The 12,235-nt window shown below is 70.7% G+C and carries 11 protein-coding genes; 6 read left to right on the top strand and 5 right to left on the bottom strand.

Annotated elements, in window-relative coordinates:
• Positions 1–2 precede the first annotated feature (2 nt).
• From rplQ to ACQR3U_RS17005, 3 genes are all read left to right on the top strand, one after another.
• Positions 3–557: a 50S ribosomal protein L17 gene (gene rplQ, locus ACQR3U_RS17015; protein WP_006554582.1), complete on the top strand. Its 555-nt coding sequence runs from the start codon at positions 3–5 to the stop codon at positions 555–557.
• Positions 558–622: 65 nt separating this feature from the next.
• On the top strand, positions 623–1,459 hold the full coding sequence (gene truA, locus ACQR3U_RS17010) for a tRNA pseudouridine(38-40) synthase TruA (protein ID WP_230810984.1): 837 nt from the start codon (positions 623–625) through the stop codon (positions 1,457–1,459).
• A gap of 35 nt (positions 1,460–1,494) precedes the next feature.
• On the top strand, positions 1,495–2,496 hold the full coding sequence (locus tag ACQR3U_RS17005) for an alpha/beta hydrolase (protein ID WP_230810983.1): 1,002 nt from the start codon (positions 1,495–1,497) through the stop codon (positions 2,494–2,496).
• Between the two features lie 85 nt (positions 2,497–2,581).
• Here ACQR3U_RS17005 and ACQR3U_RS17000 read toward each other — a convergent pair whose 3' ends face one another.
• Together ACQR3U_RS17000 and ACQR3U_RS16995 are read right to left on the bottom strand one after the other, a co-directional pair.
• Positions 2,582–3,484 carry a phosphotransferase family protein gene (locus ACQR3U_RS17000; protein ID WP_033096995.1) on the bottom strand — a complete coding sequence of 301 codons (903 nt, stop codon included), beginning with the start codon at positions 3,482–3,484 and terminating at the stop codon, positions 2,582–2,584.
• A 59-nt stretch (positions 3,485–3,543) separates the two neighbouring features.
• On the bottom strand, positions 3,544–4,686 hold the full coding sequence (locus tag ACQR3U_RS16995; protein ID WP_033096996.1) for an acyl-CoA dehydrogenase family protein: 1,143 nt from the start codon (positions 4,684–4,686) through the stop codon (positions 3,544–3,546).
• 69 nt (positions 4,687–4,755) lie between these two features.
• Between ACQR3U_RS16995 and ACQR3U_RS16990 the strand changes: the two genes are divergently transcribed.
• Both ACQR3U_RS16990 and ACQR3U_RS16985 read left to right on the top strand, forming a co-directional pair.
• Complete coding sequence (locus ACQR3U_RS16990; protein WP_006550047.1) at positions 4,756–5,361, top strand: TetR/AcrR family transcriptional regulator; 606 nt, start codon at positions 4,756–4,758, stop codon at positions 5,359–5,361.
• Positions 5,358–5,933, top strand: a complete 576-nt coding sequence (locus ACQR3U_RS16985; protein ID WP_019288595.1) for an NADPH-dependent FMN reductase — start codon at positions 5,358–5,360, stop codon at positions 5,931–5,933. The genes ACQR3U_RS16990 and ACQR3U_RS16985 overlap by 4 nt, the downstream gene beginning before the upstream one ends.
• On the opposite strand, the gene eccE is transcribed toward ACQR3U_RS16985, so the two are convergent.
• Positions 5,921–7,495, bottom strand: a complete 1,575-nt coding sequence (gene eccE / locus ACQR3U_RS16980; RefSeq protein WP_037216140.1) for a type VII secretion protein EccE — start codon at positions 7,493–7,495, stop codon at positions 5,921–5,923. The two genes, ACQR3U_RS16985 and eccE, sit on opposite strands and share 13 nt — an antisense overlap.
• Positions 7,496–7,771: 276 nt before the next feature.
• On the opposite strand from eccE, the gene eccB reads away from it, so the two are divergent.
• Positions 7,772–9,226 carry a type VII secretion protein EccB gene (eccB, locus tag ACQR3U_RS16975; protein WP_230810982.1) on the top strand — a complete coding sequence of 485 codons (1,455 nt, stop codon included), beginning with the start codon at positions 7,772–7,774 and terminating at the stop codon, positions 9,224–9,226.
• A 1-nt stretch (position 9,227) separates the two neighbouring features.
• On the opposite strand, the gene mycP is transcribed toward eccB, so the two are convergent.
• Entirely contained in the window at positions 9,228–10,595 is a 1,368-nt protein-coding gene (gene mycP / locus ACQR3U_RS16970) for a type VII secretion-associated serine protease mycosin (protein ID WP_230810981.1), read from the bottom strand.
• Entirely contained in the window at positions 10,592–12,043 is a 1,452-nt protein-coding gene (gene eccD / locus ACQR3U_RS16965) for a type VII secretion integral membrane protein EccD (protein WP_228044602.1), read from the bottom strand. Before eccD ends, mycP begins: the two co-directional genes overlap by 4 nt.
• Between the last annotated feature and the right edge of the window lie 192 nt (positions 12,044–12,235).

Here is a 12,235-nt window from a genome sequence, read left to right as displayed (position 1 = left end):
TCATGCCCAAGCCCAAGAAGGGCGCCCGCTTCGGCGGATCGGCCTCGCATCAGAAGGCGCTCATGGCCAACCTGGCCACCGCGCTCTTCGAGCACGGCCGCATCACCACCACCGAGGCCAAGGCCAAGGCCCTGCGCCCGTACGCCGAGAAGCTCGTCACGCACGCCAAGGCCGGCACGCTGGCCTCGCGTCGTGAGGTGCTGAAGGTCATCCGCAACAAGGACGTCGTCCACTCGCTGTTCGCGGAGATCGGTCCCTCCTTCGAGGACCGCAACGGCGGTTACACCCGCATCATCAAGACGATGCCGCGCAAGGGCGACAACGCCCCCATGGCCATCATCGAGCTGGTGCGCGAGAAGACCGTCACCTCCGAGGCCGACCGCGCTCGCCGCGTCGCCGCCTCGCAGGCACCCGCCGAGGACAACGCGGTCCAGGCCGTCGAGGCCGAGGCCACCGACGCCGAGGTCGCGAACGCCGACGCCGTCGTCGAGGGTGTCGAGGACACCAACGCCACGGCTGCCGACGCACCCGAGGCGGACGAGGCCAAGAAGGACTAATCCACTTGGTTTCGGCATCTGCTGAAGCTCACGAGCCCGCCGACCCTTCCGAGGGCGGCGGGCTCGTGGCTTCTCACGAGACAACCCGTCTGCGACTCGACATCGCGTACGACGGCACCGACTTCTCCGGCTGGGCACGGCAGCCCGGACGTCGCACGGTGTGCGGGGAGATCGAGGAAAAGCTCTCCGCGATCGTCCGCACCCCCGTGCTGCTCACCGTCGCCGGTCGCACCGACGCCGGCGTGCACGCTTCCGGGCAGGTCGCCCACGTCGACGTCCCCTCCGCGGTGCTGCCCGACGATCCGTCGCGCTGGGTCCGCCGTCTCGCACGGTTCCTGCCCCGCGACGTGCGGGTCACCGGGATCTCCGTCGCCCCCGAACATTTCGACGCGCGTTTCTCGGCGATCCGGCGCCACTACGAATACCGCCTCACCACAGCGGTGTACGGCGCCGAGCCGCTGCGTGCCCGCGACACCGTCGCGTGGCCGAAGGCCGTCGATCTCGATGCGATGCAACGCGCGTCGCAGTCGCTGCTCGGCCTGCACGACTTCGCCGCCTTCTGCAAGCGGCGGGAGGGTGCGACGACCGTACGTGAACTGCAGCGATACGACTGGACCCGCGAAGGTGACATCCTCACCGCCTATGTCAGCGCCGACGCCTTCTGCTGGTCGATGGTGCGCAGCCTCGTCGGCGGGGCCCTGGCCGTGGGGGAGGGGCGTCGCAGCGTCGAGTGGATGACGGCCCTGCTCGACGAACGCGAACGTGCGGCGTCCGTCGCGGTGGCACCGGCCCACGGCCTGTCACTGGTTCGCGTCGACTACCCTGCTGACGAGGAACTCGCCGCGCGCAACGCTGCGACGCGGGAGATGCGCGGGCCCATCACGCCCGGCTGTTGCGGATGAAGGGAACGAATGTGCGCGCACGACGGTTTGCGTTGATGGGGACGATCGGGGCGCTCGCCGTCTCGTCGCTGGTCCTGTCCGGTGCCGCGGTCGCCCACGCCGAGGATCTCCCGGCCGCCGCGACCGGCGAGACCCGGTCGCAGAGCGCGACTGTCGAACGCATCGAGAAGCACACCGACCGCGATTGGTCGCTGTTCGTGTACTCGCCGTCGATGGAACGCACCATCGAGCTGCAGGTGCTGCGACCGGTCGACACGAGCGCGCCGCGACCGGTCTTCTACCTGCTCAACGGTGCCGGTGGGGGACTGGACCGGGCGACCTGGCGCGAGCAGACCGACATCGTGGAGTTCTTCGGCGACAAGAACGTCAACGTCGTCACTCCGGTCGGTGGCGCGTTCAGCTACTACACCGACTGGCTCGAGGACGATCCCGTTCTCGGACGCAACAAGTGGACGACCTTCCTCACCGAGGAGATCCCCTCCGTGGTCGACGAGACACTCGGTGCGAGCGGCCGCAACGCGATCGCCGGTGTGTCGATGTCGGCGACGTCGGCGCTGGCGCTCGCCCAGCAGGCGCCCGATCTCTACCAGGCGGTGGGTTCGTACAGTGGATGCGCCGAGACCGCGTCGGATATCGGTTCGCGCTATGCGGAGATCGTCGTCGCGTTCGGCGGGGGCGAGGTCGAGAACATGTGGGGACCGGTCGCCGGTGAGCACTGGACCGAACAGGACGTCGTGCTCAACGCCGAGAAGCTGCGCGGCAAGGCCGTGTACGTCTCCACGAGCAGCGGTGTCCCGGGTCCGTACGAATTGAAGGCATGGGAGCAGGACGGTGTCGCCGTCCTTCCCGATGTGGCTCTGCTCGGGCTCATCGAGGCCGGCGTGAACGATTGCACGACGCGACTGCGCGGTGCGCTGGACGCAGCCGGGGTCGAGGCGACCTACTCGGTCCGGCCCGACGGTACCCACACCTGGGGCTACTGGCAGGAGGCCCTGCACGAGTCGTGGCCCGTGCTCGGCGAGGCCATCGGCGCCTGAGCCGAGAGCGCTGCGCTCGAAAAGACACCCGGGGGGGTGAGGTCCGCGACCTCACCCCCTCGGGCGTTCTCACGTGCTCGTCGGATCAGCCAGTCCAGGAACTCGAGGACGTTGCTGATGAGCGCATCGAGCGAACCGGGAAGCGGCCGAGCGCCTCGGCGATCATGCGGTGGCCCTCGGCCTCGTAGCAGTCGTCGCCCACATGGAAGGCCCACACCGCGACCGCGACCGCCGCGCGGACACGTCGGCGGAACCAGGCGTCCTCCTCACGGGGATCCTCGCCGTAGCCACGCAGGAAGGCCTGCTCGGCACCGGGGACCCGGAGGAACTCGCGTACCGCGAGCCGCTCGAAGTCCTCACCCGCCGGGCGCATCGCGGCACGCCCGAAGTCGATCACTTTCACCACACCGATGTCGTCGGCGAGCCAGTTGCGGCTCTGCCAGTCGCCGTGGGTGGGCACCAGGGTGGCCGTCGGTGTCGGCCATCCCTCGACCATCGAGCGCAATCGGCCGGCGACGTCGGGACCGATACGGTGCGGCGCCGCGAGCCACCGCAGCGTCTTCGTGTTCGCCGATCGCTCGTACCCCTCGTCCACCACATGCTCCTGGCGATGGAACTGGGCGAGCAGCGCGCCGGCCTGTTCGTAGACGTCGAGACGGGACGACGCGGCGGTGCCCAGGACGAGCCGCCCCGGAAGGTATTCCGTCACGACGAGTTTCGTCGCGCGGTCTGCGAACACCATGCGGGCGGCCCGACCGCACCGTACCCACGGAGCGGTCCACCGCTCGTGCGCGCTGATCTCGCGGCCGATGTGCCGATCCGGAGTTCCGCCCGCCTTCACGACCAGCAGCCCGTCGTCGGTGTCGACCTCGAGGACAGTGGTCGACACCAGTCCCCAACTCATGTCGGAGACCACGACGATGCGGCCGAACCGCTGCGTCAGCAGGTGGCGTTGCTGTGGAGTGAGCCGCTCCAGGGCGTCCGGCATGAAGGCACTCTAGCGATCTTTCGCCGCGAGAACCCCTGTCGCTTCCGGCTTGTGATCGTTCACCCCGCGAGGGACCGCGCGATCACGAGTCGCTGAATCTGATTGGTGCCCTCGAAGATCTGCGTGATCTTCGCGTCGCGCATGAAGCGCTCGACCGGGAAGTCGCGGGTGTAGCCGTATCCACCGAGTACCTGCACAGCGTCGGTCGTGACCTTCATGGCGGCATCCGTCGCGACGAGCTTGGCCACCGACGCCTGCCGCGAGTAGGGCAGGCCGGCGTCCTTGCGCCGGGCAGCGTCGAGATAGGTGGCGCGGGCCGAGTCGACGGCGGCGGCCATGTCGGCGAGAACGAAGCCGAGGCCCTGGTGGTCGATGATGCGCTTGCCGAAGGCCTGCCGTTCCTTGGCGTAGGCCGTCGCCTCGTCGAGGGCGGCCTGGGCCAGACCCGTCGCGACGGCGGCGATCCCCAGGCGTCCGGAATCCAGTGCGCTGAACGCGATCGGCAGTCCCTGTCCCTCGGCGCCGATCCGGCGCTCGGCCGGGACGAAGGCGTCGTCGTAGTGGGCGGAGGTGGTGGGGATGGCGTGCAGGCCCATCTTCTCCTCGGGCTTGCCGAAGGACAGGCCCTCGGTGCCGGCGGGCACGAGGAAGCACGAGATGCCCTTGCTGCCGGTGTCGGCTGTGCGGGCGAACAGGGTGTAGAAGTCGGCCTTGCCGCCGTTGGTGATCCACGCCTTCGAGCCGGTGATGCGGTAGCCGCCGTCGACGGGCTTCGCACGGCACGCGAGGGCTGCGGCGTCGGATCCGGCCTGCGGCTCGGAGAGGCTGTACGCGCCGATGGTGTTGCCGCCCAGCATCTCCGGGAGCCACTTGTTCTTCTGCTCGTCGGTGCCGTGGGTGGCGAGCGCGAAGCACGACAGTCCGTGCACGCTCACCGCAACCGCCACGGCAGCCCAGCGGGCGCCGAGTTCCTCGAGGACCTGCAGGTAGACCTCGTAGGGTTGGTCGCCGCCGCCGAACTCCTCGGGGTACGGCAGGCTCAGCAGCCCTGCGGCGCCGAGTGCGGGGAAGACGCCCTCGGGGAAGGTCTCCTTGCGCTCGTGCTCGTCGACGCGCGGGGCGAGCACCTTGTCGGCGACGTCGCGGGTGAGGTCGATCAGGTCGTAGGCCTCGCGGGTGGGAAGCAGACGCTCGACGGGCACGGTGGTTCCTCCTGGAAGACTGGGGACCAAAAATAGTACTGAGGACGATACTGCAGTACTGTTCTCGGTATGGCAAGAGTCGGTAGCCGGCGGCCCACCGCCCGGCAGGCGCAACTGTTCGACGATCTGGTCGCGTTGTTCCTGGCAGAAGGCTTCGCGCACCTGACCCTCGACGACATCGCCGCGCGTCTGCGCTGCTCGAAATCGACGCTCTACGCACTCGCGGAGAACAAGGACCGGCTCGTCTACGCGGCGACCGTCCACTTCTTCAAGGGTGCCGCCGACCGGGTGGAGGCCGACGTCGCGCGGGCCGCGGACGCCCAGGCTCGCATCGGCGCCTATCTCGAGGCCGTGGGGCGCGAACTCGAACCCGCCTCCACGCGGTTCATGGAGGACATCGCCCACACGCCGGTCGCGCGCGAGGTCTACGAACGCAACACCCGGTTCGCCGCCGACCGCGTCCGCCAGCTCATCTCCGAGGGAGTTGCGGCCGGCGAACTGCGCGACGTCCACGCGGCCTTCGTCGCCGACGTCGTCGCCTCGGTCATGGTCCGCATCCAGCAACGACAGGTGGCCGAGGCGACCGGTCTCGAGGACGCACGTGCCTACCGGGAACTCGCCGCACTGCTCGCGCACGGGCTCTCGACCGCACCGCACCTACGATCGACCCTATGACCACGGCTGCACCGAACGATCCGATCCGCCTCGAGGTCGTCGTCGCGAGTGTCCGCGCCGGTCGCATCGCGCCGGTCGTCGCAGACTGGTTCGCGGCCACCGCACGGCGTCGGCCCGAGTTCGACGTCGGCGTTCTCGATCTCGCCGAGACCCCGCTCCCGCACGACCTCTCGGGCGGTCCCGACGCCGACGCCTTCACCGGTCGCATCGGTGCTGCGGACGCCTTCGTGGTGGTGACCTCCGAGTACAACCACGGCTATCCCGCCGCGCTGAAGACGGCCATCGACACCGTCAAGCACGAATGGCGCACCAAGCCGGTCGGATTCGTCTCCTACGGTGGCCTGTCCGGCGGATTGCGCGCGGTCGAGCAGTTGCGGCAGGTCGTCGTCGAGGTCCACATGGTGCCGGTGCGGCAGTCGGTGAGCTTCCACCGCGTCAAGCACGCCTTCGCGGCCGACGGCACCACCACGGACGAGGCCGCGATCGACGGCGCGGAACGCATGCTCGACCAGATCGCCTGGTGGGCCCGCACCGTCCGCGCCGGAACCGCCCTCGACCGCTATCCCGGCTGAGGCGCCGGATCCGGCATGCGCGACCGGCCGAGATGGGTGCTCTCCGCCGCGATCGTCACGAGGGTGAGAGACGTGCGTTCGCCGCCTACCGTGAGCACCACACGGCCCCCGGCCGCTCCGGGTTGGAGCAACGACACCGTGGGGCGCTCGCGCGGCCATCCGTCCGGATGGATGTGCACGTGGATCGCGGTCGCGTGCGGCATGGACGAGGTGGGCGGGACGCCGTCGTAGACGACCGTGTCGAAATCGTGGTCGCCCGCGTACTCGCCCGCCAGACGCAGCCGGTCGGGTCCGGCCGCGGATCCGACCAGGCCGCGCCACGCACCGGACCGGTCGGTGTGGACGACGACCCGCGCCCCCACCGCGACGGCGCGGAAGACCACCTGCTGGGCGAGATACAACTCGCCCGCGATGTGGACCGAGCGGACTCCGGGACCGGTGAGACGCGCGGTGACGGCGCGACCGGCGTCGTCCGATCCGATGAGCTGCCCACACCCACCGGCCGGAAGAGCGAGGGCGTCGAGTTCCCTGCTACGCGATTCGCGCAAGGGAACCCGGTCTTCCAGTTGCGGAACCCCGAGGGGCAATGCCGCTGTGAGGAGTTCGGCGTGACGTCCGTACGCCGGGAACAGTCCGGCCACCGAGGGGACGTCCGCCTCGCGCGTGGTGAACCGTGCCAGCGCCCCGACCCGAACCGACCCGTCATCACCCGGTCGCAACCGGAGGACCAGTGTCGACGCCAAAGTTGGATGCGACCAGATCGCCGCCGTGTGGCGGCGGTCGATCCGACGTGGGTCGAAGACGCCGCCCGAGTCGAAGGCGGAGGCCAGGGCGACGTGCCGGCGCGTCGGGGCCCACTCCGTCGCCGGGACCCCGTGGGAGATGCGCAGCGCGGCCTGTTCGATCTCGCTCGCGGTGAGCAGTCGCGCACCGTACCCGGCGTCGCCGAGCGCGCGGATCACGCGCCGCGCCGCCGCGACGACGGTCCGGGCGGCACCCTCGGAGCCTCCGCCCCGACGGGCGGCAGCGGCCGCGCAGGACGTGACGTCGAGTCGGAGCACCACCCGCACCGTGCGTTCGGCCGCGGCGGGAAGCGGGCCCAGCAACTGTGCATAGGCCTGCCCCGCGGGGGTCGAGTCGCGAACCCGGCGCCCCTGCACCACGACATCGATCCCGTCCAGGACGACGTCGTGCCGGTACAGGCAGGCGGCGATCGCGTCGAGGGGGAGCGTTCGCCCCGTCTCCTCGCTGTCGCGCCCGAGTCGGGTGATCGCACCGGCCGGTGAGAACGGTTCGAGAACCACGGTCGCGTACGGGCCGTCCCATAGCACCCCCACCGGGACTGCCGACCCGACGTGGAAGTCGCGGAGGACACCCGAGACGGAGACGTCGTCCGGGCGTCGGCGCAGAACGGTCGCGATCCATTCGGCTGTGCCGCGTCCGCCGATCCGCACGAGGCACAGCGCGGCCGGTGGCACGGCGATCGCGCAGGCCACCCACACGGACGCCCCCGACACCACCGCCAGCGTCCATACGAGGGCGGCGACGCACTGGGCACCCACGAGCCGCACGGCGACACGGCTTCTCGCATCACCTGCTGCTGTGCTGATCCGTGCACCGGTGGGCGCTGTGCTGACCCGTGCACCGGTGGGCGCTGTGCTGACCCGTGAATCCCCCGACTCGAAGACGGTTCGTTGCATCGATCCCCCCGAACGACGGCCGGCAATGATTCCGGCGCGGTGCCGACCTTCCCCCTGACCGCGCGGAGCGCCTGTGGTGGACGCCCGACTGGACTGTACTGTGTTGCGCCAGAGAGCGTGCCGTACGGGGGGAGATCGATGGCAGCGCAACCGACCACGCGATGGCAGGTCAGTGGATACCGTTTCCTGGCACGACGCATGGATCATGCGTTGGTGCGGGGCGACGTACGAATGATCCACGATCCCATGCGTTCCCAGTTCCGGGCGTTCGTCGTCGGAGTCGTCGTTGCGTGTGTCGTGCTGGGAGGCTGTGCCGCCCTTGCCCTGTTCCGCCCCCAGGACCGGATCGGTGGTGCTTCCGTCGTCGTCGGACGCGACTCCGGTGCGCTCTACGTCGCGATCGGCACGACCTTCCATCCCGTCCTGAATCTCGCGTCGGCCCGGCTGATCCTCGGATCGCCCACCGAACCGGCGGTCGTAGCCGACGAGGAACTGACGACACGACCACGCGGACCGCTGGTGGGGATCCCGGGTGCGCCGTCCTCCCTGGTCCATGATGCAGAGGAGGTGCCGTGGACGGTGTGCGACGTCGCCGACCCGAACGGTCTGCAGTCCTCGACCACCGCCGTGCTCGCCGGCACACCCGACCACCGGGCAGGCTCGGTGCTCGCCGACGACGAAGCGCTCCTCGTGGCCGCGGACGGCAGATACCACTTGCTCTACGAGGGCAGACGCGCCGAAATCGACCCGAACGACCGGTCGCTCGTGCGCCTGCTGGGCATCGACGTCTCCCGTGCGCGCCCCGCGAGTCCCGGACTGCTCGCCGCCGTGCCGGAATCGCCGAAGCTGGCGGCACCCCACATCACCGGCGCCGGAGGTGTCCCGGGCATGTCGATCCCGGGTGTGCGAGTCGGGTCGGTCGTCGCGGTGTCCGAACCGGACGGGCAGAGTTTCCACGTAGTGCTCGAGAACGGTGTGCAGGAGGTTTCGCGGGCCACCGCACATCTCATCCACTTCTCGGATTCGCAAGGAGCACCCGAGATTCCGGTGATTCCACCCGACGTCCTCGCAGCCGCGCCGGTCGTGCACGAACTGCCGGTCGACACCTTTCCCGAGGTCGTCCCGCGCATCGTCGATCCGGGGGAGAGGCCTGTGGCGTGCTCCACCTGGCAGCCCGGCACAGGCGAGAACGACCGGCACCGCTCGACTCTGCGGTTGTCCGCGGGGACGGCCCTGCCCACCGGCAAGGACGCCGTGCCGGTGGTCCCGGCCCAGGCGGACGATGCCGGACCGCAGGTCGACGCGATCCACATCCCGCCGGGCCGCGGCAGATACGTGCAGACCACCTCGCTGACCTCGGACACCGACCGTCTCGGTTCGTTGTTCTACGTCGCCGACACCGGCGTGCGGTACGGCATCACCGATGCGGACGCCGCTGCGGCACTCGGCTTCACGGATCCACCCGCCCGGGTCCCGTGGCCCATCCTGCAGTTGCTCGCTCCGGGACCCGCGCTCGGCCGGGAACAGGCGCTGCTCGCACACGACGGTGTCGCCGCCGACCCGGAGGCGGTCCCCGTCGGGGCGGGCAACTGATTCAGGTCCGTGATCGGGCGAGTCGTCGTGCCGGTGCAGTGAGGACGAGAACGAGGGCGGTCGCGGCGATCACGGCCGCAGCCGAGATCAGTGCGATGGTGCGCGGCCGGTGATCCGGTACCGGGGGAGGAGTCGGCTCGGCGACGGCAACCGCCGGCATCGGCTCCGCGCGCCCGGCCGGCAGCGGCGCGGTGACGGCGGCGAGCGGGTCGACGACCCCGTGGCCCACCTGCGGATTCCATCCTTCTGCGGGGGAGTGGGCGGTGCTCTCGATGCGCGTCATCACCTCTCGGGCGGACAACTGCGGGTACCGCGAGCGCACCAGCGCGACCGTCGCCGCGACGAGCGGCGCCGCGAAACTCGTCCCGGACACCGGTCTGCCGCCCTGGGGGCCGGGGATCAGGTCGGCCAGACCGTCGGTGCCGGGATTGAGTGAGACGAGCCCGCTCCCGGGAGCGGCGACGTCGACCCACGGCCCGGGCAGGCTGTACCCGGCCGGTGTGCCGTCGTCCTCGACCGCGCCGACGGTGAGGACGTACTCGTCGTACCAGGCCGGTGATGCCAGGGTGACGACCGAATCCCACGGATCCGCACCGGGATCGGCCGGATCCGCCGAGCGCGGATTGCCTTCGCGGCAGGTGTCGGTGTTGCCGGCCGCCGCGACGACGACCGCGTCGTGTACATCCGTCGCGTACTGCACTGCCGCTCCCAGCGGACCGTCGACGAGGCCTTCGGCGACCGTCCGGCAGGCGACCTCGGAGATGTTGACGACGGTGGCGCCGAGATCCACCGCCTGCCGGACGGCCGCCGCGAGGGTCCGTACGTCGCCGTATCCGGAGGCGTTGCGCGCGGCATCGTCGTCCGATCGGGAGCGGTCGGAGAAATGGCCGCTCGACTGGCGGATGGCGATGATCCCCACGTCGGGTGCGCCACCGGCGAAACCCGATCCGGGTGTCGGCCGCGCCGCGATCAGGCCGGCGACGAGGGTGCCGTGCGCGTCGCAGTCCTCGGTGCCGTCACCCGTGGACACGTAGTCGCCACCCGGCCTCGGGGCCGGCAACCGCGGATGCGGATGGACCCCGGTGTCGATGACGGCGACCACCTGCCCCGCTCCCCGGGTGATCGGCCACACGGACGCGAAGTCGAGGGTGCGTTGTGCCCGAGGGATCTGCGGTCCGTCGGGAGCATCCGGCAGTTCTGCGCACAGCACCCGCATCTCGGTGGCCTCGGGAGGCGCAGGCGTCGCGCCGGCGGGCAGTTGCGCCGGATCGGGTACCGGGGGCGCGGCGGTCGCGAGACCCGGAGTAGTGGTCGCTATCAGGGCGGCGAGGGCCAGGACCGCGAACCGGTGTGACAGCCGCACCGTCACAGTCCGCGGATCGCTGCGTACACACCGGCGACCCAGCAGGCCAACGGCACGACGGTGGCGATGGTCGCGTACTCCGCGATCTCGGCGATCCGGCGTTGTACCGGAGTGAACGTCCGTCGCGGCGCGACCACACCGAAGAGGAAACCGGCACACGCGAGACCCGTAGCGGATGCGAACACCGCCCACGGCGGCAACGCTCCGCTCGCTGCCGCACCGACGAGCAGCCCGAGCAGCAGTACCGCGCCACCGGCCACGAGGGGAGCCGCCTGCGCGGTCGCGGTGTAGGTGCGGCCTCGGAAGACCAGGACCACGGCCGACGCCACGGCCAGTGCTACCGCGGGCACGGACACGTCTCCGTCCAACGGGAACGCGGCGCACCACGCTCCGCCCGCCGTGAGTAGGACGACGGCGTGGACGATTCCGGTGAGCGCGCTCCGTGCCCGATTCGCACGGTGCTCGAGCTCCGCCTGTGACGGCAACCCGGACACGCTGCTCTCGGGGGTCTCCGGTTCGAGCGGAGCGCCCGGAGCAGGGACCGGGGGGATGGGGAGTTTCGCGAGCATCGCCGCGAGGCGTGGTGCCGTGCCGGCGAGCAGCAGCGCCACCACCACCGTTCCGGCTCCGAGGGCGCGCGCCTCGAGTTCGGTGGTCGATGCGAGGGTGGCCGTCACGACGACGCCCGCGGCGGTCGCGGCGACCGCCGTGCACGGTGCGAGGCCGATGCGGGTGGCACGCACGGCGAGCACTGCGACCGCACCGGTCAGTGCCGCGGCGAGGACGAGACGCGGCGCCGGCGATTCGCCGGGAACGAGCAGCGCCCCGGCCGTCGCTGCGAGCGGGAAGGCGCACCACAGCAGCGCGGTCGCGGTCCGTCGATCGTCGTGGAGCCGGGCGAGGATGCCTGCGGCGAGCAGCACCAGGAGAGGCAGCGCGGCGCACACGGCTCCGAGGGCGAGACGGCTCGCGCCGTCGGGCAGGAACAGCAACGGTACGCAGCCCGCGGCGAGGGCGACCGGACCCAGGACGGCCGCGATGAGACCCGACGGGCCCGCACCCCACGGCGTCGTGGTCCGGTCCGAGGCCGCGACGCTGTACATGACGTCGTCGAACAACGGTGGAGGAGCGGGGGATCCGGCGTCCTCCAGGACGAGGATCTCCCCGTCGCGGACGCCGTGCTCGTCGAGACTCAGCGCACCGGACAGCGGGGCCCGACCGATCCGGGCGAGCGCCCAGCCGTCGGGTTCCGTGCGTTCGGGTGTCGCGTCGAAGTCGTTGTCGGGCCGGTGGCCGGCGACGAGATTCACGATCCCCGGGAGCAGCAGCGCCACCGGAACGTCGAGGGGCAGTGCGAGATCGACCTCGGTGTGGCGGGCGAGCACGGTGATCCGGCACAGATCCGGGGCGCCCACCTGCCCCGGGGTCTCGGATCGCGCACGCACAGATGTCATCGGCCTCGGTTCCCCCCGTCACTGCAGTCCGAACGACGCAGACCATACGACATCGTCCCGACCGGTGTCGTGCCCGAGTTGTCCGTCGAGGGACCGAGGGGCGAACAGGAGCACGGAAGGTCGCAGCCATGGGTTAGTCTTCCACGACCGTGGGGCCGTAGGGGGCGGCCGACGGCGTTCCGGGGGGTGACG

The sequence above is a fragment of the Rhodococcus sp. IEGM1339 genome, assembly GCF_050321925.1.
GTDB classification, from domain to species: Bacteria; Actinomycetota; Actinomycetes; order Mycobacteriales; family Mycobacteriaceae; genus Rhodococcus; species Rhodococcus pyridinivorans.
This window is presented reverse-complemented; position numbering and strand designations above follow the sequence as displayed.